This window comes from Amycolatopsis decaplanina DSM 44594, assembly GCF_000342005.1.
Taxonomy (GTDB): Bacteria; Actinomycetota; Actinomycetes; order Mycobacteriales; family Pseudonocardiaceae; genus Amycolatopsis; species Amycolatopsis decaplanina.
Map to the genome: position 1 here is coordinate 331,629 of NZ_AOHO01000068.1, position 25,127 is coordinate 356,755.

Below are 25,127 nucleotides of genomic sequence, written 5' to 3' on the forward strand. Positions count from 1 at the left end.
TTCCTACCCGCGATTCCAGGCCACCACGTGCCCGGGGATTCCGGCGAATTCCGCCCCGATACCGATCTCCTCGGCCAATCCCGCCAACTCGCCTTCGGCCCGGACCGCGATCCGGGGCGGCGTCGTGGTCGGCTCGCGGACGAGGGCGACCGCGACCTCGCCCGCCGACGCGACGGCCACCGCCAACGGCGGCACCGCCCGGCCGTGGAGCCCGGTCACCCTGGTCCCGTCGGCGCTCACGCGGAGCTCCGCCGGGTAAACGCCGTCCAGGCCGAGTTTCGCGCGGACCGCGTCCTTGATCGCGATCCGTTCCAGCAGCCATCCCCGCTGCCGCCGGGGCGCGCAGGCGGCGAACTCGGCGCGTTCCTCCGCACCGAGGTAGATCCCGGCGTAGATGTCGCGCGCGGCGGGGCTCGGCCACCGGTCGGTCACCACCGTCCAGCCGCCGTGGTGGTCCTCGGAAAGCCGGTTCCGATCGGGGAAGGCGTAGACCCGGTGGGCGGGCCGGTCGCACGGGAACCGGATGTCGCGCCACTGCTCGATCCGCGCCAGCACGGCGCCGTCCCGCACGAGTTCGGCGTCCATCTCCAGCACGTCCGGCCGCGGCAGCCGGACCCGGACCACGCACCGCAGCCGGGTGCCCGGCGCCGGTTCCGGTCCGTACCAGGTGACCCGGCCCATCGACGTCGGGAAGGCCAGCAGCGCGTCCGCCTTGGTGGCCATCAGCCAGCAACCCAGCAACTGGCCGACGTTGTCCAGCAGCGCGCCGGGCGCCGGCGGCACGACGAGGTCGCCGCGGATATGCCGCTCGCCGAGCCCGATCAGCTTGTCGAGCCCTTGGTACGCCGGGCCGTGGAACATCTCCCGACGGCTGTAGATCTCGGCGGCGCTCAGTGGCGGCGCGGTTTCCGGCCCCGGCGGCGGGGACGGCCGGGGCGCCGTGGGGTATCGCCGCGCCAGATGGACGTCCATGCTGGCGTGTGGTCCGATTTGGACACTGATCCGGTCGCCCTCGCGGGTCATCGAAAGCGGGACCCGCACCGCGGGGGCGGCGATCAGCCAGCGGGAGAACGCCGCGTTGCTCACCCCGGTCGCGACCGTGCCGGGCCAGGCCCGTTCCGCTTCCCGGCAGGCCAGGTCGACCAGTGTCGTCGCGGGGACGGTGGGACGGAAGTCCGCTTCGTCGGGCCAGTCCTCGCGCTGGCGGAAGAACCGGTGATCCACCAGGTACGGCATCGTGGCGAGCGATACGTCCACACTGGACTCGACGGTTCGCCGCGCCGCGGCGTTGGCGACACTCGCCGCGGCCTGCCGGGTCTCGGCCAGCAGCGCGGTGAACTCCGCGACGATCGCGTCCGGAATCCCGTCGGCCAGTTCGGGAACCTCACCGGTGCCCGCGAACAAGCCTTTCACGTCACCGTCGACCGAGAGCAGCGTGCCGGCCGTGTCGATCCGGGTCCGGTGCGGCTCCAGCGCCTCGAACGCGGGCCGTCCGCCCTCCACCCAGACCGCGGTGGCCACCCTGCGCAGCTGGGCGAGGCCTGGCCTCGTACCGGAGGACGCCGGGATGACCAGATGGGGCCGCGAGCCCAGGGTGTCCGACACGAACGAGCCGAGCTGACCGGCGCCCGCCTGGACGAAGACGCGGGCGCCGTCGGCGTAGAGCGCGTCGACGAGTTCCCGGAACCGGACCTTGCGCACCAGATGGGCCAGGTACAGCTCGCGGATCTCCACCGGATCCGCGGGATAGGGCCGCGCCGTGGTCGCCGACCAGACCGGGATCCGCGGCGGCTTCAGGTCCAGTTCCGCCGCGAGACGGGTGAACGGGCCGAGCCGGGACCGCATCAGCGGGGTGTGGAATCCGGATCGGAACGGCAGCGTCCTGGCGACGACGCCGTGCTGGGTGCACAGCTTCGCGAGCCGGTCCGCTGCGGCCGGGTCACCGCAGACGATCGTCTGCCGTGGCGCGTTCTCGTGGGAGATCATCAGTTCCGGTTCGGCGGCGAGCAAGGCCTCCGCCCGCTCGGCGGAACAGCCGAGTACGAGGAATTCGGCGTCCGGCAGCGTGAACCCCTGCGGCCAGTACCGGTTCAACATGTCCTGTGTGGACCGTCCCGGGTACATCCCCGCCGCCTGCATCGCGGTCCACTCGCCGACGCTGTGCCCGGCGAGCAGGTCCGGTTTGATGGCGAGCCGACGCAGCGCGGTGTCGAGCAGCAACCCGACCTGGGACACACTCGACGCGCGCGCGAGCACACTCGCCGTCGACCACTCCGGCCGTTCCAGGCCGAAGTGCCGGGCGACGTCGGCGCACCGCGGTTCCGCGTCCGCTTCCAGACCCGGGTAGACGAAGGCGGTCTTCGCCCCGGCCTGCTCCAGCAACGGTGCGGTGGTGCACCAGATGTCGTTGGGCCCGTGCCAGGACCCGCCCTCGGCCGCGACCTTCGCGAGCACCCTTCGCGCGACTTCGAGCCGCTTCTCGGTCGGCTCGACGATCCCGATCCGGCACGGCCCCCGCCCACCGGATTCCGGATCAGGGCGATCGAGCAGGGAGCGCAGGTCGGCGGGAGTGGACGCCGCGAGCAGCAGGACCCGTTCAGGCTCCCCGGTCACCTTCGCCCGGCGCGGCCGCGCGGGTGCCGGGTCGGCCTCCTCCAGCACCACGTGCGCGTTGACGCCACCGAAACCGAAGGCGTTGACCGCCGCCCGGCGCGGGACTTCGCCCGACCGCCACCGCTCGGCGTCGGACAGGACGCGGAAACGGGTCTTGTCCAGCAATGGACTCGGATCGGCGCAGTTCAGGGTCGGCGGCAGGACGGCGTGGTGCAGCGCGAGCGCCGCCTTGACCAGACCGGCGGCCCCGGCGGTCGGCATGGTGTGCCCGATCATCGCCTTCACCGCGCCGATCGCGGCGCGGGGTCCGTCCGGCGGGCCGAACACCTCGGCGAGGGTGGCCAGTTCGGCCGCGTCCCCGGCCGGCGTCGCGGTCCCGTGCGCCTCCAGCAGGCCGAGCGCGCCGGGCGCGGCGGGATCGAGGCCCGCCGACGCCCACGCACGGCGCAGGGCCAGGGTCTGGCCGGCCACGGCCGGGCTGAGCAGGCTCGCGCCCTTCCCGTCGCTCGACGTCCCCGAACCGCGCAGCACCGCGTAGACCCGGTCGCCGTCGCGGCGCGCGTCGTAGAACCGTTTCAGGACGACGACCGCGGTGCCCTCGCCGATCAGCAAGCCGTCCGCGTCCCGCGAGAACGGGCTGATCCGCTGGCTCGGCGACAGGGCGCCGAGCTGGGTGAACATCGACCAGAGCGTGTCGTCGTGGCAGTGGTGCACCCCGCCGGCCAGTACGACGTCGCAGCGGCGACGCGCCAGTTCGCCGATCGCCTGGTCCACCGCGAGCAGCGAGGACGCGCAGGCGGCGTCCACCGTGTACGCCGGGCCGCCGAGATCCAAGCGATTGGCGACACGCGACGCGGCGAGGTTCGGCACCAGCCCGATCGCGGTGTCCGGCCGGAACTCGCCGAGCGGTTCCAGTAACGCGTCCCGCAGCCTGTCGAGCATCTCCGGACGCGCCGACGGCAGGAGATCACGGACGGCGCCGGTGATCTGACGGACCGACCGGACGCGCTGGTCGAACCGCTGGAGCCCGGGCGAGAGATAGCCTCCCCTGCCGAGGATCACGCCCACGCGTTCGAGGTCGCCCAGCCGTCGCAGGCCACCGGCGTCGTCGACCGCGGAGGCGGCCACGGCCAGCGCGACCAGCTGGTCGGGCTCCATCCCGGCGACGGTGCTGGGGGCGATGCCGAGTGCCGTCGCGTCGAAATCCATGCTGTCGGCGACGAATCCGCCACGCCTGCCGTAGGTGCGGTCCGGCGTCCGGCCGTCACCGTCGTGGAAACTCGGGTCCCAGCGGTGCGGCGGGATCTCGGTGATCGCGTCGGTGCCGGAAACGATGTTCTGCCAATATTCGTCCACAGTGGACGCGCCGGGGAGGAACACTCCCATCCCGACGATCGCGACCGGTTCCTGGTTCACCACAGCGACGCCGTGTACAGCACCGAGCGGACATCGGCCGGGCCGTAGGCCAGCTCACGCAGGAGCGCGGTGGTGCCTTCGTCCGGGTCGATCAGCGCCACCTCGCGGCGCTCGTACTCGCGCGCCAGCTCCGGCGACACCATGCCCGCGTGATCGTCCGAGGGTGCCCATGGTCCCCAGTGGACGGTCAGCGCCCGGCAGCCGGTGCGTTCCGCCCACTGTTCGCCGAGGGTTTCCAGCGCGTCGTTCGCCGCCGCGTAGTCGGTCTGACCCCGGTTTCCCAGCACCGCGGCGATACTGCCGAAGAAGGTCACGAATCCCGGCCGCACACCGAAGTGCTCCAAGGCGTCGAGCAGTGCCCGCGCACCGTCCACTTTGGTTCCGTAGACCGTGCGGAACGAGAGCTCGTCCTTGTCGGTCATCAGCTTGTCGTCGATCACCCCTGCCGCGTGGATCACGCCGTCGATGCGGCCGTGGCGCGTGTGCAGATCCTTGACGACCTGCCGGACGGCGGCGGCGTCGCGCACGTCGAGCGACCGGTAGGCCGCGGTGCCGCCCGCCGCGCGGATCTGGTCGAGCGTCCTCGCGATCTCACGCCGGGCCAGCACGGTGCGCACCCGGCGTTCGATGTCCGCCAGCGAACCGCCCCGCGCGGCCAAGGCCGAGCGCATGCCCGGCGCGTCGCCGGGAAGGTCCTCGTCACCGGGTTCGGCGGGCCACGGGGTGCGGCCTGCCAGTTCGATCCGGCATCCGCTCGCCGCCAGCGCGACCGCCGCCCGCGCGGTGATGCCGCGGGCGCCGCCGATCAGCAACAGCACCGAATCCGCGTCGAGGCCGAGTGCCTTGACCTCCCCGCCGCCGGGACCGGCGCCCGCGTACGCGATCGAACCGAGCGAGCCCGCGGAAGGCTCGAACGCGGCGCGGCCCGCGGTGTCGTAGCGGACGGCCACCGGCCCGTCGGCGATCACCTCTTCCAGCACGATCCGCGCGAGGTCCACTGTGGACTCCAGCTCGACGAGTCTGGTCGGCTCGCTCCGTTCCCGCGCCGCCGCGCGGACGAGACCGCGCAGTCCGGCGGCGTGCCCGGCGCCCGGCCTCGCCACCACGACCACCGCACCCTTGGCGCTCTTGAGCAGGCCGAACACCTGTGCCGCGACCGGTTCTTCGGCGTCCGACAACGGATTCAGCACGACGAAGACGTCAGCCTCGTCCCCTTCCGCAGGCAGGGCGCCCGCGTCGGCGAACACCGCGCGGACCGACCCGGCCAGTTCCTCCTGGCCGGGCTCGAAGCTCACCGCGACCGTTTTGCCGTTCACCCTGGCGAGATCGGGCGTCCCGAGCGGTGCGGACACACGGCTGAGCACGTACCGGCCGGGCGCGGCGCCGACCGGGGCCTCGGCGGGAGCCGGTGCCGCGGCGACCGGAGCCGCCGGTTCGAGCCACTTCCGCAGCCGCGCGGCCAGCGCGCTCGCCGTCCGGTCGCGGCTGAGCTGGTCCTGGGCGTCGTCGTGGACCCGTCCGGAGAGGCCGAGCTTCGCGAGCAGCGAGCCCGCGATCTCGGTGCGCTTGATCGAGTCGATGGAAAGATCCGCTTCGAGGTCCAGATCGGCGTCGATCATCTCGGCCGGATAGCCGGTGCGTTCGCTGATCGCGCCGATCACGGTGGCCAGGACGTCCGTGACGACGGCTTCCCTGACCGGTTCCGGCTCGGGCACGATGACCGGAGCCTCGACCGACGGCAGCAAAGCCGGCACGACCGGGACCTGCACCGGTGCCGGGGCGAGCGTTACGGTGCCGAGATACCCCAGCATCACGTCCCGTTGCGCCGCCAGCAGTTCGCGGCTGGTGCGGAGGAATTCGACGACGGCCTGGTCACGACCGGGCGTGGGCTGGTTCATGGTCGTCCTCGGGATTCGTCGGGCGGGCACGAGCCCATGGGCGGGGACTTCGCCGCCGGGCGCGCGGACGGTCTGGCCGTCCACGGTCCAGGCGGGTACGGGAAGCGGGCCGACGCGGACGCGTCCGCGGAAGAGCCGTTCGGTGCGTACATCGACACCCGTGAGCGCCAGGCGCGCGAGCGCTGTGAGGAACCCTCGCAGCCCCGGCCCGCCGGGGTCGCACGCGATCACGGTGTGCGGGCGGTCACCGAGGATGTCCCTGGCCAGCCGGGAAAGCACCTGTCCCGGGCCCGCCTCCACGAACGTGCGCGCGCCCGCCGCGTACATGTCCTCGATCAGTTCGACGAAGCGCACCGGCGAGCCGATCTGCGCGGCGAGTCCGGCGCGGACCGCTCCGGCTTCGTACGGCCGGGCGGTGCGGTTCGACCACACCGGCGGACCGGGCTCGCCGATCTCGGCGTTGTCGAGATCGACGGCGAACACGTCGCTCGCCCCGGCCACCAGCGGACTGTGGAAGGCACAGGCGACCGGGATCCGTTTGGCCCCGATCCCCTGGGCCCGCAGTTCACGGATCGCCTCCTCGATCGCGGCCGTCGGCCCGGAAAGGACGGTCTGACCCGGCGCGTTGTGGTTGGCCAGTACGACGTCCGGGTGGTCGAGCGCGACGGCCAGTTCTTCACGGGACGCCTTCACCGCGGCCATCGCGCCAGGGTCGGCGCCCGCGACTTCGGCGATCGAGTGGGCCCTGGCCCGGCTGAGCGCGACCAAGGTCGGGGTGTCGAACGCGCCCGCGACCGACAGCGCGGTCAGTTCGCCGTAGCTGTGCCCCGCCAGCAGATCCGGCCGGACACCGAGGTCGGCGAGCAACCGGCAGACGGCCGACTCGACGAGCCCGAGCGCGGGCTGAGCGACCCGCGTGTCCTTGAGCGCCTCGTCCTGCGCGGCGCGTGCCTCTTCGGCGAACGCGCGCGGCGGGAACGTGGTCGCGGCGACGTCGGGGGCGAGCCTCAGGACGTCGGCCAGTTCGGGGAAGTGCACGAACAGGTCCGCCAGCATCCCCGTCCGCTGGCTGCCTTGGCCGGGGAACAGGAACGCGACCGCACCGGCTTCGGTGTCCGCAGTGTTCTCGGTGACGAGCCCGCCGCCGTTCTCGGCGGCCTCACGCAGTTCCGCGAGATCGCTCGCGACGACCGCGAGGCGCACCGGCCCGGTTCCACCTCGTTCGGCGGCGAGGGCGGCGATCTCCCGCAGCGGGCGCCCTTCATGGGCCGCCAGCAGGTCGCGCAGCGTGGCGCGGGCGGTGTCCACGTCAGGGCCGCGGAGCAGGACGAGCTCGGCGTCCCAGTCACGCGGGCCGTGCCGCCGTCCTGGCGGGACTCCCGGGGCGGCGAGCACCGCGTGGAAGTTGGTCCCACCGAACCCGAACGCGCTCACTCCGGCGAACTCGCGTCCGCGCGGAACCGGCATCGGCCGGGCGCCGGTGGAGAAGGTGAAGGGACTGCTCTCGGCGTCCCAGGCGGGATTCGGCCTGCTCAGGTGCAGCGTGGGCGGCACGACCTCGTGCCACAGCGCCAGCGCCGCCTTCATCAGGCCCGCCAGTCCCGCGGCGCATTTCGTGTGCCCGATCTGGCTCTTCACCGAACCCAGCGCGCAAGTGCCCGGCTCGGCGCCCGCGGCGAGGAAGAACTCGGTGAGCGTGGTCAGTTCGGTGGCGTCACCGACGACCGTGCCGGTGCCGTGTGCCTCCACCAGCGAGACGTCCGCGGGAGACACCCCGGCGTCGCGATAGGCCCGCGCGAGGGCTCGCCGCTGTCCCTCGGGACGCGGCGCGGTGAGACCGAGCGCCTTGCCGTCACTGGCGGCGCCGACACCTTTGACCACGGCGTAGACACGGTCACCGTCGCGTTCGGCGTCGGCCCGGCGCTTGAGCACGAGACACGCGACGCCCTCGCCGAGCGCGATCCCGTCCGCCGACGCGTCGAACGGACGGCACCGGCCGGTCGGCGAAAGGGCACCCGCGGAGGTGAACATGAGGTAGTCGTTGACGCCGTTGTGCAGGTCGACGGCGCCGCACAGGACCATCGAGCTCGTGCCCGCCCGCAGTTCCTTCACCGCGAGGTCCAGCGCGGCCAGCGAAGAGCCGCACGCGGCGTCCACGGTGTAGTTGGTGCCGCCGAGGTCGAGCCGGTTGGTGATCCGGCCGGAGATGACGTTGGCGAGCGTGCCGGGAAACGAGTCCTCGGTCAGTTCCGGCAACTGGGAGAGGAGTTCGGCCGGGACGTCTTCGAGATAGCTCGGGAGCAGCGCGCGCAGGACTCCGGCGTTCGCCAGGTCTCCCCCGGCCTCGGCGCCGAAGATGACGCTGGTGCGCTCGCGGTCGAAGCCACCGTCGCCGTAGCCCGCGTCTTCGAGGGCACGCCGAGCCGTCTGCAGTGACACCAGCTGGGCCGGGTCGATACTGCCCATCGACTTGGGCGGGATGCCGTACGCGAGCGGGTCGAAGGCCACCGGAGGCAGGAAACCGCCCCATTTCGACGTCGACTGTTCCGCGTAGATCTCCTTGTCCCAGCGCTGATCCGGCACCTCGGTGACGGCGTCCGCACCGTGCAGGACGTTCGACCAGAAGGCCGGGAGGTCGGGCGCCCCGGGGAACACACAGGCCATCCCGACGATGGCGATGTCGCCGTCCACAACGGACTCCGCCGCGGAAGTGCGGGCGGCGAGCAGCTCCGCCGCGCCGTCGGTGACTTCCCGGTGCAGGGCGGCGATATCGGTGCGGTCTTCGCGCAGGACGGTCACCTGTCCCGCCATGTACATCCCCTCGGCGAGCTGGCCGAGCGCGTCGACCTCGACGAGGGCGTCCCCTTCCCGCCGGATGCCCTTGCTCGCGATCCGCAGCCGTCCGGTGTTCAGTTCCTCCAGCCGTTGCCAGGCCTCCTGCGGCGGGACGCCGTCCGCGCGGAGCCCGGCCTTCACCGCGGCGAACTCGTCGGTGTACGGACTGGGCAGGCAGCGGGTGAGGTGTCCGGGCGCGGTCTCCAGGGTGACCGTCGACCCGGCGTCGAGCACCCGGTCCTGGAAGACCTCGGTGATGGCGCCGTGGGTCACGGCCTCCTCGGTGAACAGGTACGCGGTGCCCATCAAGACGCCGACGCCGCCGTTCAGGGGTTCCGCCATCGCCGAGACCATCGCGGCGGACCGGGCATCGTGGATCCCGCCCGCGAACAGCACCTCGACGTCCTCGGCGCCGTGTTCACGCAGGACGTCCAGCTGCTGCTCCCACAGCACGAAGCTCGAACGCGGACCGATGTGCCCGCCGCATTCGGCGCCCTCGAAGACGAACCGGCGGATCCCGGCGTCGAGGAACTGCCGCAGGAGGATCGGCGACGGCACGTGGAGGAAGGTCGCGATGCCGTCGGCCTCCAGCGTCTTGGCCTGCGCGGGTTTCCCGCCCGCGATCAGCACGCACCGCGGGCGCGCCGCCCGGATCGCCGTGAGCTGCCCGTCGCGCAGGGCCTCCGGGACGAACCCGAGGATGCCCGCTCCCCAAGGCCGTTCGCCGAGGGCTTCGGCGGTGCGGCCGAGCAGTTCGGCGGTCTTGGCGCCGTTCGCGGTGGCCACCGCGACGAACGGGAAGCCGTCGTGCGCGGCGACGGCGGCGGCGAAACCGGGCTGGTCGCTCACCCGTGTCATCGGTCCCTGCACGACCGGCAGACGGGTCCCCAACGTGCGGCACAGCCGTACGCCTTGGTCCGCAGGGATCGCCACCGGCGCCGCGAGTGACCGCACGATCGAGCGGACAGCGTTTTCCGCGTCCTCGAAGCGATTCGCGAACAACGCGGTGAGCCCGTCGTCGGCTCTGGCCAGTTCGGTCCGCTCCGCCGCGGGCACGTCGGCCTCCGGGAACAGACCTAGTCCGTCGAGCACGACACCCGCCGCGCCCCCGGCGATCGCGGCCACCGCCGTCCGCGGCCCGATGCCCCCGTACGCCCACACCGGCACGTCCGCGCCGAACCGCTCCAGCAACCGCTGCAGCAGGACGAACGTGGTGAGGTCCGAGCCGCCCGCTTCGGCTCCCCTCGCCACCAGACCGGAGGCGCCGGCGTCGAGCATCCGGACGGCCTGCTCGACACCGGTCACCTCGGCCAGCACTGGGAGTCCTGCCCTGCCCCGCCAAACCGCCCCCTCGGCCAGCAGGACGAGCCCCGCGCCGCTTTCCCGCACCTCTTCGTCCCGCACGTGGCGGCCCGCCGGGATCCGGACACCGAAAGGGAATGCTCTGTCCACTATGGACTCGCTCTGCCCGAGATCGAGGACCCCGAGACCACCGCCCCTGGCGACGGCTGCCGCCAGCCCCGGATCCGGACGTCCGAGAGGATTGACACCGAGTACCCGCGTGCGCGCCGTCGCATGACTCACCGGCGGACCTCCTGTTCGGCTGGACTGGTCGAACCTCGCCGGGTTCGGCGATCTTTCAGCGGGATTCCCAAGAAATAACCTACTTGCCGCAGAGAGCGCAATACTCTTGTGCGAAAACTCGGAAAACAAGGGAACGCATGCTAAAGTCCGGCGCCGGAAACAAATATGTCGACACAGCCGGATCAACCTTCTGACCTGGACTTTTATCACTGCCATCGCAGATTTCGACAACGCATTGCTCACCGGCATAACAAAACAGAAGAATTGTCATCGAAAGCAGAATCGACAACCATGGAGCGCATGTGGAAGTGACAGGACGGGTCGTCGTGCTGACCGGCGCGGCACACGGTATCGGCGCCGCCATGGCCAGGCGGTTCGCCGCCGAGGGCGCCGCGGGGGTGGTGGTCTCCGATCTCGATCTCGAAGCCGCGAAGGAGGTCGTCGCCGGGATCACCGCCTCGGGCGGCGCCGCGATCGCGCGCCACGCCGACGCGTCGTCCAAAGAGGACTTGAAGATGCTGGTGAGCGAGGCCCGCGCGGAGTTCGGCCCGGTGGACCTCTTCTGTTCCAACGCCGGTGCCGCCTTCGGCACGGGCGTGCACGCCGCGGACGAACAGTGGACGCGGTCGTGGGCGATCAACGTCATGCAGCATGTGCACGCCGCGCAGGTCGCACTCCCCGCGATGTTGAGCCGGGGCCACGGATATCTGCTCATCACGGCCTCGGGCGCGGGCCTGCTGGGCACCCCCGGTGACGCGCCGTACTCGGTGACCAAGCACGCGGCCGTCGGGCTCGCCGAATGGCTGGCCATCACCTACCGGCCGCGCGGGGTGCGCGTCAGCGCGCTGTGCCCGCTCGGCGTGCGGACCGCGCTGCTGGAGCCGGGGATCGCCGCCGGGCACCCCGCCGCGCTCGCGATCGCCGCCGCCGCGCCGCTGCTGGAACCGGAGGACGTCGCGGAGTCCGTCGTGCACGGGCTGGCGTCGGAGGAGTTCCTGATCCTGCCGCACGAATCGGTGCGGGAGACCTATGCCCGCAAGGCGGCCGGTCTCGACGAATGGATCGACCGCACCATCCTCGAAACCGGCGCGCGGAAGAGGTGACCATGGAGTACCGCAGGCTCGGCGCGAGCGGGCTGTCCGTCAGCGAGATCTCCTACGGCAACTGGCTCACCCATCCCGACGGCGCGGAATGCGTGCAGGCCGCGCTCGACGCCGGCATCACGACCTTTCACACTGCCGCTGCCTGGGACGGCGGCGCCGCCGAAGAGAACCTCGCCGCGGCACTGAGCCACGCGCGCCGCGACGACCTCGTCCTGTGCACCGGCGTCTTCTGGCCGGAAGGACCGGGTGTCAACGACGCCGGCCTCGGCCGCAAACACCTGACCGCGTCCCTGCACGGCTCGCTCCGGCGCCTGCGGACCGACTACATCGACGTCTACCAGTTGCTGCGGTTCGACTACCGCACTCCGCTGGAAGAGACGCTCCTCGCGCTGTCGGATCTGGTGCGGCAAGGGAAGATCCTCTACGCGGGCACCGCGGAATGGACGGCGGAACAGCTACTGGAGGCCCGGCCGATCGCCGACCGGCTCGGCGTCCCGCTCGTCGCGAACCAGCCGCACTACTCGATGCTCTGGCGGGTCGCCGAGGCCCAGGTCATGCCGGTGTGCGAACGCTCCGGGATCGGCCAGTTCGCTTCGGTCCCCCTCGCGCAGGGCGTGCTGACCGGCAAGTACCGGCCGGGCGAGATCCCGCCGGGCTCACGAGCCGCGAAGACGGTCGAGGCACGGCCACTGCTGCTGCCGGATCTTCTCGAACGCGTCGGCATGCTGCGCGGCGTCGCCGACGAGGCAGGGCTGACCATGGCCCAGCTGGCGCTCGCGTGGACGTTGCAGCACAACACCGTCGCGTCGGCGGTGACGGGTGCGAGCACCGCCGCCCAGGTGACCGAGAACGCGAAGGCGGCCGGCGTGGTGCTGGACCTCGACGCGCTGACGCGGATCGATCACCTGCTGGGCAGTTTCGTGCAGACGGATCCGCGGCTGACCTGGTCACCGCCCGCGACCACCTGACGCCTGGTGGTGTTCCGTGAAGGCCTCCTTGAGGGACTCTGGGTCCCTCAAGGAGGCCTTCACGGACTTGCGTGGCGCCACACACGCCCCATAAGCACCAGCAGTCACAGCCGTCGCGCGTGAAGGACCCCTTCCCTCGGCTCAGCCGAGGAAACTCGACCTTCACACGTTCCCATGTGCGGCGGTGGTCAGCTCAGACTCGAGCAAGGCCTCGCATCGGGATCTTGGGCCCCCTTGGGCACCCACCGCACGTTCGCGAACGAAGCGGAGAACCGGCCGTCGGTGTACACCAGGAACGGCGTGTTGACGTTCTCCAGGTCCAGCCCGTTGGCGAAGCACGACACCGGGATCTTGACCGTCGACTTCGGCGCCCCCGCCAGGTCGGTGAACAGCTTGGTCGCGTTCACCTCGGAGAAGCACGGGTAGACGCAATGCATGCTGATCACCGTCCGGTTGGCGGGTGCCTCGTGGACGATCGTGTCGAACTCCAGTGCCGCGTCGGCGTTGAGGTAGCCCCGCAGATCGTTGGTGCCCGCCGGGTTCTGGAAATAGATCTGCGCCGGACCGGTGCCGGTCCAGGTCGACTTGAGCCCGTCCTGCTGCACGTTCACGTCCGACTGCACGACGCTGATCTCAGCGTGCGAGGCAGTGCCGTCGGGGCCGATCTCGGTCCCGCCCCAGTTCTCCGCCGAGCCGATGAAACCCTTGTACGGCGCGACATCGGTGCGGTTGAACACCTCGAGGTCCTCGGTCGCGGTGCCACCGCCACCGGTCGAGCCGCACGTCACCGGCCCGGCCGTCTCCTCCAGCTGCCCGACGGTGACGCGCTGTCCGGTCTTGAGACCGTAGCCGAGTTTGAACAGCGGGTCGTAGTCCGCCGCACCCGCGTTCAGCGGCGTCTGGCATGCGCTCTTCGGCCACGAGTACGGCAGGGTGCCCTTGAAGCCGCCCTTGATCAGGACGTCGGCGACGCCGCCGCCTTCGGTACCGGGCAGCCAGGCCGCGACGAACGCGTCGGAGCGGTTGATCTCCTTGTTCATGTACAGCGGGCGGCCGCCGACGTAGACGGTGACGACGGGAGTGCCCTTGCCGTGGACCTTGTCCAGCACGGCCAGGTCCTCGGGGTAGAGCTTCGAGGCCTCCAGAGTCTTGCGGGTCAGGTCGCCGACGCCTTCCGCGTACGGGGTCTCACCGATGACGGCGATGACCGCGTCGTAGCCCTTCGGGTCGACGTCGCCCTTCTCGTCGAAGGTGACGTTGACGTCGCCGAGCTGCTGCTTGAGCCCGGCGAGGATGGACGTGGCGTTCGGGAAGTCGGCGTTGGTGTTGCCGGTCCCCTGCCAGCTCAGCGTCCAGCCACCGGTCTGGTTCTGGATGCTGTCCGCGCTCTTGCCGACCACGAGGACCTTCGACTTCGGCTTCAGCGGCAGCACGTTGCCGTTGTTCTTCAGCAGCGTCTGCGACGAGCGGACCGCGTCGCGCGCCAGCCAGGTCTCCTTCAGCGCCTCGTCGGAGTTGGCGTAGGACCGGTCCGACGGCTTCTGTGACTCGTACAGCCCGGAACGCAGCTTGACGCGCAGGATGCGGGTCACCGCGTCGTCGATCCGCGAGAGCGGGATCTGACCGCCTTGAACCTGGGCGACGGTGTTGGTGATGAACGCCTTCCAGTCGTTCGGCACCATCACGATGTCGATACCGGCGTTGATCGCCTGCGGACACGAAGCGTTGGTGCAGCCGGGAACCTGACCGATGCCGTTCCAGTCGGACACGACGAGGCCGTCGAAGCCCATCTTGCCCTTGAGGACCTGGTTCAGCGCCTTGTCGCTGCCGTGCAGCTTGCCCTCGTCGATGCCGAGTTCGGCGTTGGTCCAGCTGTTGAACGACACCATCACGGTCTGGGAGCCCGCCGCGAGCGCGCCGTAGTAACCCTGGCCGTGGACGTTGATCATCTCGGCTTCGGACGACGGGTTGACGCCCTGGTCCTGCCCCTTGAGGGTGCCGCCGTCACCGATGAAGTGCTTGGCGGTGCCGATCACGCCGTTGTAGCCGATGCGCTTGGTCGAGCCGTCCTGGAGGCCGTTGATGGCCTCGTAGCCGTAGGCCCTGGTGATCCGAGGGTCCTCGGAGAACCCTTCGTAGGTGCGGCCCCAGCGGTCGTCCTTCACGACGGCCAGCGTCGGCGCGAAGGCCCAGTCCTGGCCGGTGGCGCGGATCTGCCGGGCCGTCGCCGCGGAGATGTCACGCACCAGGCACGGGTCGTGCGCCGCGCCGAGCCCGATGTTGTGCGGGAAGACGGTGGCCCCGTACACGTTGTTATTGCCGTGCACGGCGTCGATCCCCCAGATCACCGGGATCTTCGTCCTGCTGGTCTTCGCGGCGTCCCAGTAGGAGTCGGCGAGCTTCAGCCAGTCCTGCTGGGAGGCGTGCTTGTCCTTGTTCGGCCAAGAGCCGCCGCCGTTGAGGACCGAGCCGATCGAGTACTGCCGGACCTCGTCGGGGGTGATCGCGGCGATCTCGGGCTGAGTCATCTGCCCGACCTTCTCCTCCAGGGTCATCCCCTCGAGGATCCGGGCGATCCGCTGCTCGTCACCGGCCTTGCCCTTGAACCGGCTCTCGACCTTCGGCCAGTCGGCCAGCGTCGGCAAGCTCTTCTCGATCCGGGCGCAGCCGTCCCGGTCGAGCGCGGGCTTCCCGATCACGGGCTGCTCGGCGGCTACGGCGGCGGGAGTGGCCACCACGGCCCCGCCGAGCAGCGTGAGACTCATCAAGGCGATCAGCGGACTTCGGCGCGCACGGGCACGTCTTGCCATGGTCTGGTCCATTCTGCGAAAGGCGGGGACCGGCCGATCCTCACCGGACCCGGCGGCGTCGTCAAGAGTTTCCGGCCGGTACGGGGCCCGTTAATTTTTGCCATAAACTAAGACTTGACAAGTCACCCGGCCACGCGCCGCCGGTTTCGCCGCTTGGCGGTATACGGCATCGCGAACAGGTAGAGGCCGCTGAACATCAGCAGGAAGAGCGGCGGCAGTGGCGTGTAGAGCACCCACTCGGCCGGGTCGTCCTGCGCCACGACCACGAAGCAGACGATGACGGTGGCGACGAAGACGAGGGACGTCCACCGGTGGAACGTCCGGATCCGCTTGCTCACGAGAACCTCCTGGAGTCGGTTTGCCTGTGGCGAAGACGCTAGGGATCCCCTGGCCACCGGCGCTTCTCGATTCCTGACCGGTCCGCTTGACCTCCACATTACTTGAGATTTTACCTTCGCGGAAAACGAAGGGAATCACCCATGACCGTCTTGGCAACCGGAGCCACCGGGAATACCGGCCACCACTTGGTGCAGTCAGCCGGCACAGCGATCCGCCGATGGAGGCTCGCACTGTCGTCGACACCGTCGAGAAGGTGACCGGACGGCCTGCCCGCACGTTCGCGCAGTGGGTCGCCGAGCACGCCGACCGGTTCAAGCCGTGAGCGGTCCGACCACCTTCACGAACTCGAGTACCGGCGCGGTGTGCACCGTGCGGATCGCGCGCAGCGCCCAGCCGGTGCGTGCGGAACGTGGTGGGGCTCGTGAGCGGCAAGGACGGTTCTAACCGTCCTTACCACTCACGAGGCTCGGCGGCCTTGAACCACGCGCCGATCCCGGCGAGCGCGCCCGGACCGTAGTCGCCCCTGACGTCGTCGGCCAGATCCGCGATGGAGACCGCGCGCAACGCCGCCCTCCACTGAACCTCGGCGTTGGCCATCGCGCGGCTGATGGCGCACGGCGCCGTGCACGCCTCGGGTGGCGTCGCCATCGGGCCGCGCTGCCGGATCTCGGTGCAGATGAAGGCCGGAGCGGGGCCTTCGATGGCTTCGACGACGTCGAGAACCGTGATCTCCGAAGGCGGCCGGGTGAGGACGTAGCCGCCGGCCTTCCCCTGCACCGACCGGATGAGACCGGCCCGGGAAAGGGCCTGGAGCTGCTTGGCGAGATAACTCGGCGAGACGTCGTGAAGCTGCGCCAGGCGCGCGGCCGGCGCGGGTTCGTCGACCGAGGTCAGCACGACACAGCAGTGCAGGGCCCACTCGACCCCACCGGACATCTTCACCCGGATGACTCTAACCGGCCCCTTGACTCGGACACAATGTGTCCGAGTATTATCTCGGACATGAGGTGTCCGGGTTAACCGGCGCCACCGACGAAGGGCACTGGGTCATGAAATTCGCGGTCATCGGCGGCACCGGGCTGATCGGTTCGCAGGTCGTGCGCAACCTGAACGAGGCGGGGCACGAGGCGGTGCCGCATTCGCCCTCCACCGGGGTCGACCTCCTCACCGGCCAGGGTCTGGACGCCGCGCTCGACGGCGCCGACGTCGTCGTCAACCTCACGAACTCGCCGACCTTCGACGACGCTTCCCTCGCGTTCTTCCGGACGTCGATGGACAATCTCGTCGCGGCCGCCAAGAAGGCGGGCACCGGGCATTTCGTGATCCTGTCGATCGTCGGCGTCGACCAGGTGCCCGAGCTCGACTACTACCGGGCGAAGACGCTGCAGGAGGACATCCTCAAGGACAGCGGTGTCCCCTACTCGATCGTCCGCGCCACCCAGTTCATGGAATTCGTCGACGCGGTCCTGTCCTGGACCTCCGACGAGACCACGGTCCGCCTGCCCGGTACGCCGATCCAGCCGATCGCCGCGGCGGACGTCGCCGCCGCCGTTTCCGACGTCTCGGCGGGGAAACCGTTGAACGGCATTCTCGAGGTGGGCGGTCCGGACGTCTACCCGCTGACCGAACTGGGCCGGATCACCTTGTCCGCCAAGGGAGACACGCGTTCGGTGGCCCTCGATGAGACCGCGGGCATGTTCTCCGCCGTCAAGGGTGACGTCCTCACCACGAAGGACGGCGCCCGCATCGCCGCGACCCGGTACCTCGACTGGCTCAAGTAGCCGAACGGCTCGTGAGTGGTAAGGACGGTTCTAACCGTCATTACCACTCACGAGGGTGGAGGTCAGCTCGGCAGCAGCGCCGGAGCCGCGAGACGGCTGGCGTTCGCCGCTTCGTCGTCCGGCTGGGCCTGCGCGGAGCGCTCCGCCTCGACCCGGGCGAGGTAGTTGGCGACCTCACGCTCCTGCCGGTGCGAGTCCCAGCCCAGCAGCGGCGCCATCAGCTCCGTCACCACCGGCGCCGCCGTCACGCCGCGATCCCGTTCCTCGATGGAGATCCGGGTGCGCCGCGTCAGGACGTCCTCCAGGTGCAGCGCACCCTCGTGCGAGACGGCGTAGACGACTTCCGCCTTCAGGTACTCCGCCGCCCCCGGGATCGGCTCACCGAGTTCGGGACGCTCCGCGATCGACTCCAGGATGTCCTCGATCGCGGTACCGTAGCGCTGGAGCAGGTGCTCGACGCGGCCGATCGGCAGACCGGCGCGCTGGGCGAGCGAATGCCGCGCGCCCCACAGCTCGTGATAGCCCGTCGCGCCGACGATCGGCAGCCGCTCGGTCCACGACGACGGCGCCGGGCGGCCGAGGTCCTCCACCGCGACGTCGACCGCGTCGGCGGCCATCACGCGGTACGTCGTGTACTTGCCGCCGGCCACGATCACCAGACCCGGCACCGGGTGCGCCACGGCGTGCTCCCGCGACAGCTTCGTCGTCGACGTCGCCTTCGCGGCCAGCAGCGGCCGAAGCCCGGCGTACACGCCTTCGATGTCGTCGGCGGTGATCGGCGTGCGCAGGACGGCATTGAGGTGGTCGAGCACGTAGTCGACGTCCGCCTGGCTGGCCGCCGGGTGCTCGCGGTCGAGGTCCCATTCGGTGTCGGTGGTACCGACGATCCAGTGCCGTCCCCACGGGATGACGAACAAGACGCTCTTCTCGGTGCGCAGGATCAGCCCGGTGTCCAGGTCGATCTTCTCGCGCGGCACCACCAGGTGGATGCCCTTCGAAGCGCGCACGGTGAACGGCGCGGGGATGCCCGCCGCTTCGGCCATGTCGTCGCTCCACACGCCGGTGGCCGCGACGACGGTCTTGGCCCGGACCTCGATCTCCGCACCGCTTTCGCGGTCGACGACCTTGGCCCCGACGACGCGTTCGCCGTCACGGATCAACGACGTCACGCGGGCACGGGTGAGGACGGAGGCGCCTTGTTCGGCCGCGGTCCGCGCGATCGTCATCGTGTGACGGGCGTCGTCGACCTGCGCGTCGTAGTACTGGATGGCGCCGATCAGGGCGTCGTCCGCGAGACCGGGAGCGACCTTGCCCGCGCCGCGCTTGGACAGATGCCGGTGCCGCGGCAAGGCCCGCGCTCCGCCGAGGGTGTCGTAGAGCGTGACACCGGCGCCGATGTACCCGCGTTCCCAGACGCGGTGTTTGAGCGGCACCAGGAACTTCACCGGCCGGACCAGGTGCGGCGCGAGGGTCTGCAGGAGCAGGCCGCGTTCCTTCAGCGCCTCCCGGACCAGCTTGAAGTCCAGGTTCTCCAGGTAACGCAGCCCACCGTGGATCAGCTTCGAAGACCGGCTCGACGTTCCGGCGGCGAAGTCACGGGCCTCGACGAGCGCGACGGAGAGCCCGCGCGACGCCGCGTCGAGCGCGACGCCGGCACCGGTCACTCCCCCGCCGACGACCAGCACGTCGATCTCTTCGCGAGCGAGCTTGCGCAGCGTCTCGGCACGGTAGACCGGCGAAAGCGGTACGGGTGTCACCTTGTTCCTCCTGTTCATCGGGCTCACTCGACCTCGACCCAGTCGAGCGTGCGGCCGACGGCCTTCTGCCAGCCCGCGTAGCCCTCGGCGCGCTGTTCGTCCGTCCATGACGGCTCCCAGCGCTTGTCCTCGTTCCAGTTCTGTTCCAGCTCGTCGGTGGACTTCCAGAACCCGACGGCGAGCCCGGCCGCGTAGGCGGCGCCCAGCGCGGTGGTCTCGGCGACGACCGGCTTCGACACCGGCACGCCGAGGATGTCGGCCTGCAGCTGCATGCAGAGCTCGTTGGCGGTCACGCCACCGTCCACACGCAACACGTCCAGCGTGACGCCGGAGTCGTTCTGCATGGCCTCGACGACGTCGCGGGTCTGGTAGCAGATCGCTTCGAGCGTCGCCCGCGCCAGATGCGCGTTGGTGGTGGCGCGGGTCAAGCCGACGATCGCGCCGCGCGCGTCCGAGCGCCAGTAGGGCGCGAAAAGACCGGAGAACGCGGGGACGAAGTAGACACCGCCGTTGTCCTCGACCTGGCGGGCCAGGCTCTCACTCTGGGACGCGCCGCTGATGATGCCCAGCTGGTCGCGCAGCCACTGCACGGCGGAACCGGTGACGGCGATCGAGCCTTCCAGCGCGTACACCGGCTTCTCGTCACCGAACTGGTAGGCCAGCGTCGTGAGCAGGCCGTGCTTCGAGCGCACGACCTCGTGCCCGGTGTTGAGCAGGAGGAAGTTGCCGGTGCCGTAGGTGTTCTTGGCCTCGCCGGGGCGGAAGCACACCTGGCCGACGGTGGCCGCCTGCTGGTCACCGAGCACGCCGGTGATGGCGACCTCGCCGCCGAGCGGGCCGTCCGCGCGGGTGACGCCGAAGTGACCGTTGTTCGACGACGGCGCGATCGACGGCAGCATCTGCTTGGGGACGCCGAAGAACGACAGCAGTTCGTCGTCCCACTCCAGCGTTTCCAGGTCCATGAGCATGGTGCGCGACGCGTTGGTCGGGTCCGTCACGTGCACGCCGCCGTCGGGCCCGCCGGTGAGGTTCCAGATGAGCCAGGTGTCGGTGGTGCCGAAGAGCGCGTCACCCTTTTCGGCGTCTTCGCGGACGCCGTCGACGTTCTCCAGGATCCACTGGAGCTTGCCGCCGGAGAAGTAGGTGGCGGGCGGCAGACCGGCCTTGCGGCGGATGACGTCGCCCTTGCCCGCGCGTTCCAGCGCCGAGGCGATCCGGTCGGTGCGGGTGTCCTGCCACACGATGGCGTTGCAGTACGGGCGCCCGGTCCGGCGGTTCCACACGACGGTGGTCTCGCGCTGGTTGGTGATGCCGAGCGACACGAGGTCGGCGGCGGTCAGTTTCGCCTTGTTGAGCGCGGTGGCGATGACCGAACGGGTCCGCTCCCAGATCTCGGTCGCGTCGTGTTCGACCCACCCCGGCTTCGGCAGGATCTGCTCGTGCTCGAGCTGGTGGCGGGCGATCTCGTTGCCGCCGTGGTCGAAGATCATGAACCGCGTGCTGGTGGTGCCCTGGTCGACGGCGCCGATGTAGTCAGGCATACTTCCCTCTTCTTTCCGGGGGTCCGGGGGCGGAGCCTCCGGGCGGGTTCGGGGTTGCACCCCGAAGGGCAGAGTCTCCTTTGAGGACGGCTCAGGCGGCGGTCTCGAGATCCTTGGCGGGCAAGGATTCCGGTGCCGGGTCGGCGGGCAGGTAACGCTCGATGAAGAACTTGTAGATCGCCCCGCCGATGACCGCGCCGATGACCGGCGCCACGATCGGGATCCACCAGTACGGATAGCCGTATTGATCGGTGAACGCGGTGTCGTAGCCGGTGAGCCAGGACATCAGCCGCGGACCGAAGTCGCGGGCCGGGTTGATCGCGTAGCCGGCGTTGGTGCCCCAGGCCATGCCGATCGCGACCACCAGGAAGCCGACGACGACCGGGGCGAGGTTCGCGGCGGGCGCGGTGTTGCGCAGGTCGGTGATGGCGAAGATCACCAGCGCGAGGATGGCCGTTCCGATGATCTGGTCACGGAAAGCGCCCCAGTCCCCCACCGGCAGGGTTCCGTTACCCGGAAGAGTGGAGAACACACCCTGGGTCTTGATCGTCAGGCCGGGGTCGGCGGCGTTGAGCACCTCGGTGTAGTTCCAGCGCACCAGCAGCGCGGCGAGGAACGCGCCGGCGGTCTGCGCCAGGGCGTACGGAGCGACCTTGCGCCACGAGAAGCCCTTGAACACCGCGAGCGCCACGGTGATGGCGGGGTTCAGATGCGCGCCACTGATCCGTGAAGCCACGTAGATACCGAGCGTGACACCGATTCCCCAGGCCCACGCGATGCTGTCGTGGTCCCCGATGCCCGCGGCGACGACTTGAGCCACCACCCCGCAGCCGAACAGGATGAGGATCATCGTCCCCACGAACTCCGCCGCCAGTTCGCCCGCCAGTCCGCGAGCCTTGAGGTTTCGCACCATTGCTTCCTCCACAAAGGACACCGTTGCCCTGTTGAGGCCGAAGTTAAGTTCGCGGAAACCCGGGGTCAACGGACACCGGTCGGCATTGTCGAACGCCCGAAGACGATGTTCGACATTGTCGAATCAGGGCCGGTCGGGCTACGGTTGAGCCGTGCCCGGTCCGATCCAGTCCATCGAGCGCGCCGCCGCGATCCTGCGGTTGCTGGCGCGTGGTTCGGGGCGTCTGGGGGTCGGCGAGATCGCCGATTCCCTCGAACTCGCCAAGGGAACGGCGCACGGGATCCTGCGCACCCTGCAAGGGGTCGGCTTTGTCGAACAGGACCGCGACACCGGGAAATACCAACTGGGCGCGGCGCTCCTGCATCTCGGCACGAGTTACCTCGACGTCAACGAACTCCGGTCACGCGCGATCAACTGGGCCGACGCCCTGGCCGCGCGCAGTGGTGAAGCCGTCCGGATCGGCGCACCGCTGGAGGGCCGGGTCCTGGTGGTGCACCACGTGTTCCGGCCCGACGACAGCCTTCAGACGCTCGACGTCGGCACGCTTCTGCCGCTGCACGCGACGGCACTCGGGAAAGTACTTCTGGCCTACGACACCGGTCTCGTGGCATCGTTGCGCACCGGCGAGCCGGAGGCCTACACCCGCCGGACCCTGGTCACCCAGACCGCGATCAAACGTGCCTGCGGCAAGGTACGTGAGGCGGGCTGGGCGAGCGAGAACGGCGAGATGATCACCGGCGAGGCAGGGATAGCGGCGCCGATCCGCGGCCACGGCGGCATCGTGGTCGGCGCGATCGGGGTGTCCGGCGCGACGGAACGGATCTGTGAGGCCGACGGCAGCCCCATCCCGCGGCTGCTCGGCCACGTACGCGACGCGGCACGGGCGGTCTCCCGCGATCTCGGCGCGTCCCGATGGTGATGGAGGTGCTCGCGTGGTCCAGCGCTACGTGATGTCGATCGACCAGGGCACCACCTCGACGCGGTGCATCCTGTTCGACGCGCGCGGCAGGCTGGTGTCGGTCGCGCAACGCGAACACCAGCAGCACTTCCCGCGGCCGGGCTGGGTAGAACACGACGCGACGGAGATCTGGCGCAACGTCGGCCGGATCGTGCCGCAGGCGCTGGCCGACGCGGGCGTCGAACCGGCACAGGTGGTCGGCCTCGGCATCGCGAACCAGCGGGAGACGACGGTGCTGTGGGACCGGCACTCCGGCAACCCGGTCGGACGCGCGATCGTCTGGCAGGACACCCGCACCGACGCGATGCTCGAACAACTCGCCCGCGAGCCGGGCGCCGACCGCGTCCGACGGCTCTGCGGGCTTCCCTTGGCCACGTACTTCTCCGCACCGCGTGTCCGGTGGATGCTCGAACGGACTCCTGGCCTGCGGGAACGCGCCGAACGCGGCGACGTCCTGTTCGGGACGGTCGAGAGCTGGCTGATCTGGAACCTGACCGGCGGGCCCGAGGGCGGCGTCCACGTCACCGACGTCACCAACGCCTCGCGCACCATGCTGATGAACCTGCGGACGCTGTCGTGGGACGACGAACTGCTGGACTTCTTCGACGTCCCACGCGCGATGCTGCCGGAGATCCGGCCGTCGACCGAGGTGTACGGGACGACGTCGCGGGTGGTGCCGGGGATCCGGATCGCCGCGGCGCTGGGCGACCAGCAGGCGGCGTTGTTCGGCCAGACCTGCTTCGCGCCCGGTGAGGCGAAATGCACGTACGGAACAGGTAGCTTCCTGCTGCTCAACACCGGTCCGACGCCGGTGCTCTCGGCGCACGGCATGCTGACCACCGTCGGGTTCAAGATCGGTGACGAGCCCGCCGTGTACGCCCTCGAAGGGTCGATCGCGGTCACCGGATCGCTGGTGCAATGGTTCCGCGACGGGCTCGAGCTGATCGGCAGCGCACCCGAGATCGAGACACTGGCGCGAACGGTCGAGGACAACGGCGGCTGCTACATCGTGCCCGCGTTCTCGGGCCTGTTCGCGCCGCATTGGCACAGCGAGGCGCGCGGCGTGATCGCCGGGCTGACGTCGTACATCACCAAGGGACACCTGGCCAGGGCCGTGCTGGAGGCGACGGGCTGGCAGACCCGCGAGGTCGTCGACGCGATGAACGCCGATTCGGGGCTCGCGCTGTCGACGCTCAAGGTGGACGGCGGGATGACCGCCGACAATCTGCTGATGCAGTTCGTCGCCGACGTTCTCGACGTGCCGGTGGTGCGCCCGATGGTCGCCGAGACGGTGTCGCTGGGCGCGGCGTACGCGGCCGGATTGTCGGTCGGGTACTGGCCGGACCTGGAGGGCCTGCGCCGGAACTGGCACCGTGCCGGACAGTGGCTGCCGACGATGGACCCCGCCCGCCGCGACAGCGAGTACTCGCACTGGCGCCAGGCCGTCGAGCTGACCTTCGGCTGGATGCGCCCGGGCCCCGCGGCCGCTCCCCCGGGCTCCGACCTGGTCGAGGTCGTCCTGGCCGATCACCGCCGGATCGAACAGCTGTTCCGGGACCTCCGCAACGACGAGGCAGACCGTCCGGCGCTGATCGCGGAACTCTCGGCGTCGCTCGTCGCCCACGCGACCGCGACGGAGCGGATCATCCGTCCCGATGAGACGGGGAACGGACTCGCGGGCGAGTTGCTGGCCGTACTGGATTCCGGCGCAGACTTCGAAAAGGCGTTGGTATCGCTGGAGAATTCGGTGGACGCGCATATTCGCGCAGAGGAACGCGGGTTGCTGAACGAACTACGGCGCACTCTGTCCACTTCGGACCGCACCGGCCTCGGCCGGGCGTTCGTGGCCGAACGGCAGCGGCAACTGGACCTCGACTGCGGCTCCGCCGCGCACGTCCGCGAACAAGGAGCTCGGCTGCGGCTCTCGTGACGTGCTAGCCTGTCGCCGTGCGCCGCTGGACTCGACTCGTAGTCAAGCGCGCCGGCTGAACCAGGTCGCCGGCGCGCATTCCGGCGACCCCTCGACACGGGGCATCCCCCGGGACCTGGCCCTCCATGGCCTGTACGTTTCCCGCCTTCGGAGACCACGATGTCGATCACCTCTTTCCAGATTCCAGCCCCGCGTTCGTCCATGCTGGTCCGCCGCCGGATCGCCACCTACTTCGTCGGCGGCGTCGAACAGATCCCCGGCCTGCTCGAGGCGCTCGGCTGCCTGGTCCACGACCTGTCCGTCGACGTCCGCGACGGCGTCCGGGAAAGCACCATGACCTGCGCCGTCCTGATCGACGCGGACGAGGTCGAGCCGCTGCTGGACAGGCTGCGCGGCCTGACCTCGGTCGTCTCCTCCGAACTGGTGTGACCTACGGGACCGGTCTCGTGAATGTTCAGGACGGTTATTGAGGGGTACGGCAAGTGGCGTGCTGTCGGGGCGTGTCGCGAAAGCCACTTTCGCGACGTTGGATGTCCTGAAAGTGGCTTTCGCGACGTTGGCGGCGGGGCGCATGGGGCCCAGGTGGTCGGCCAGTACGTGCGGGGGCTCGTGAGTGGTAAGGACGGTTAGAACCGTCCTTACCACTCACGAGGCCCGCCACCAGGACACGCCACGTTTGCC

14 protein-coding genes are annotated in these 25,127 nt (G+C 70.1%); 6 read left to right on the forward strand and 8 right to left on the reverse strand.

Going from position 1 to position 25,127, the window contains the following annotated elements:
- Positions 1 to 3: 3 nt before the first annotated feature.
- A complete protein-coding gene (locus H074_RS26835) occupies positions 4 to 4,032 on the reverse strand; it encodes a beta-ketoacyl synthase N-terminal-like domain-containing protein (RefSeq protein WP_007033216.1) in 4,029 nt (1,342 codons plus the stop codon).
- The gene (locus H074_RS26840) at positions 4,026 to 10,346 is read right to left on the reverse strand and encodes a type I polyketide synthase (protein WP_039923452.1); all 6,321 of its coding nucleotides are present in this window, start codon (positions 10,344 to 10,346) and stop codon (positions 4,026 to 4,028) included. The genes H074_RS26835 and H074_RS26840 overlap by 7 nt, the downstream gene beginning before the upstream one ends.
- A gap of 302 nt (positions 10,347 to 10,648) precedes the next feature.
- Between H074_RS26840 and H074_RS26845 the strand changes: the two genes are divergently transcribed.
- Positions 10,649 to 11,449 (forward strand): SDR family oxidoreductase, encoded by an 801-nt coding sequence (locus tag H074_RS26845; protein ID WP_007033218.1) that lies wholly within the window; start codon positions 10,649 to 10,651, stop codon positions 11,447 to 11,449.
- 2 nt (positions 11,450 to 11,451) lie between these two features.
- Positions 11,452 to 12,417, forward strand: coding sequence for an aldo/keto reductase (locus H074_RS26850; RefSeq protein WP_007033219.1), 966 nt, complete (start codon positions 11,452 to 11,454; stop codon positions 12,415 to 12,417).
- A gap of 188 nt (positions 12,418 to 12,605) precedes the next feature.
- On the opposite strand, the gene H074_RS26855 is transcribed toward H074_RS26850, so the two are convergent.
- The 3 genes from H074_RS26855 to H074_RS26865 all read right to left on the reverse strand — a co-directional run bounded on the left by H074_RS26855 (position 12,606) and on the right by H074_RS26865 (position 16,508).
- On the reverse strand, positions 12,606 to 15,182 hold the full coding sequence (locus H074_RS26855; RefSeq protein ID WP_007033220.1) for a glycoside hydrolase family 3 protein: 2,577 nt from the start codon (positions 15,180 to 15,182) through the stop codon (positions 12,606 to 12,608).
- A gap of 167 nt (positions 15,183 to 15,349) precedes the next feature.
- Positions 15,350 to 15,565 (reverse strand): hypothetical protein, encoded by a 216-nt coding sequence (locus H074_RS26860; protein ID WP_007033221.1) that lies wholly within the window; start codon positions 15,563 to 15,565, stop codon positions 15,350 to 15,352.
- 451 nt (positions 15,566 to 16,016) lie between these two features.
- Complete coding sequence (locus H074_RS26865; protein ID WP_007033223.1) at positions 16,017 to 16,508, reverse strand: RrF2 family transcriptional regulator; 492 nt, start codon at positions 16,506 to 16,508, stop codon at positions 16,017 to 16,019.
- Between the two features lie 107 nt (positions 16,509 to 16,615).
- On the opposite strand from H074_RS26865, the gene H074_RS26870 reads away from it, so the two are divergent.
- On the forward strand, positions 16,616 to 17,347 hold the full coding sequence (locus tag H074_RS26870) for an SDR family oxidoreductase (RefSeq protein ID WP_007033224.1): 732 nt from the start codon (positions 16,616 to 16,618) through the stop codon (positions 17,345 to 17,347).
- A 62-nt stretch (positions 17,348 to 17,409) separates the two neighbouring features.
- Here the strand turns inward: H074_RS26870 and glpD are convergent, their stop codons facing one another.
- The 3 genes from glpD to H074_RS26885 all read right to left on the reverse strand — a co-directional run bounded on the left by glpD (position 17,410) and on the right by H074_RS26885 (position 21,558).
- Positions 17,410 to 19,122: a glycerol-3-phosphate dehydrogenase gene (gene glpD / locus H074_RS26875; RefSeq protein ID WP_039923455.1), complete on the reverse strand. Its 1,713-nt coding sequence runs from the start codon at positions 19,120 to 19,122 to the stop codon at positions 17,410 to 17,412.
- A gap of 5 nt (positions 19,123 to 19,127) precedes the next feature.
- Positions 19,128 to 20,645 (reverse strand): glycerol kinase GlpK, encoded by a 1,518-nt coding sequence (gene glpK, locus H074_RS26880; RefSeq protein ID WP_007033226.1) that lies wholly within the window; start codon positions 20,643 to 20,645, stop codon positions 19,128 to 19,130.
- A gap of 91 nt (positions 20,646 to 20,736) precedes the next feature.
- Positions 20,737 to 21,558 (reverse strand): MIP/aquaporin family protein, encoded by an 822-nt coding sequence (locus tag H074_RS26885; protein ID WP_007033227.1) that lies wholly within the window; start codon positions 21,556 to 21,558, stop codon positions 20,737 to 20,739.
- Positions 21,559 to 21,709: 151 nt separating this feature from the next.
- Here H074_RS26885 and H074_RS26890 point away from each other — a divergent pair, with 151 nt between their 5' ends.
- The 3 genes from H074_RS26890 to H074_RS26900 all read left to right on the forward strand — a co-directional run bounded on the left by H074_RS26890 (position 21,710) and on the right by H074_RS26900 (position 24,875).
- Positions 21,710 to 22,477, forward strand: a complete 768-nt coding sequence (locus tag H074_RS26890; RefSeq protein WP_007033228.1) for an IclR family transcriptional regulator — start codon at positions 21,710 to 21,712, stop codon at positions 22,475 to 22,477.
- A gap of 13 nt (positions 22,478 to 22,490) precedes the next feature.
- Entirely contained in the window at positions 22,491 to 24,446 is a 1,956-nt protein-coding gene (glpK, locus tag H074_RS26895; RefSeq protein WP_007033229.1) for a glycerol kinase GlpK, read from the forward strand.
- Positions 24,447 to 24,605: 159 nt separating this feature from the next.
- Entirely contained in the window at positions 24,606 to 24,875 is a 270-nt protein-coding gene (locus tag H074_RS26900) for a hypothetical protein (RefSeq protein ID WP_007033230.1), read from the forward strand.
- Positions 24,876 to 25,127: the final 252 nt, after the last annotated feature.

Bases quoted from the DNA above. Each gene is read 5' to 3' on its own strand.
- H074_RS26850 (WP_007033219.1), top strand. From the start codon at position 11,452: ATGGAGTACCGCAGGCTCGGCGCGAGCGGGCTGTCCGTCAGCGAGATC.
- H074_RS26855 (WP_007033220.1), bottom strand. From the start codon at position 15,182: ATGAGTCTCACGCTGCTCGGCGGGGCCGTGGTGGCCACTCCCGCCGCC.
- H074_RS26870 (WP_007033224.1), top strand. From the start codon at position 16,616: ATGAAATTCGCGGTCATCGGCGGCACCGGGCTGATCGGTTCGCAGGTC.
- glpD (WP_039923455.1), bottom strand. From the start codon at position 19,122: ATGAACAGGAGGAACAAGGTGACACCCGTACCGCTTTCGCCGGTCTAC.
- glpK (WP_007033226.1), bottom strand. From the start codon at position 20,645: ATGCCTGACTACATCGGCGCCGTCGACCAGGGCACCACCAGCACGCGG.
- H074_RS26885 (WP_007033227.1), bottom strand. From the start codon at position 21,558: ATGGTGCGAAACCTCAAGGCTCGCGGACTGGCGGGCGAACTGGCGGCG.
- H074_RS26900 (WP_007033230.1), top strand. From the start codon at position 24,606: ATGTCGATCACCTCTTTCCAGATTCCAGCCCCGCGTTCGTCCATGCTG.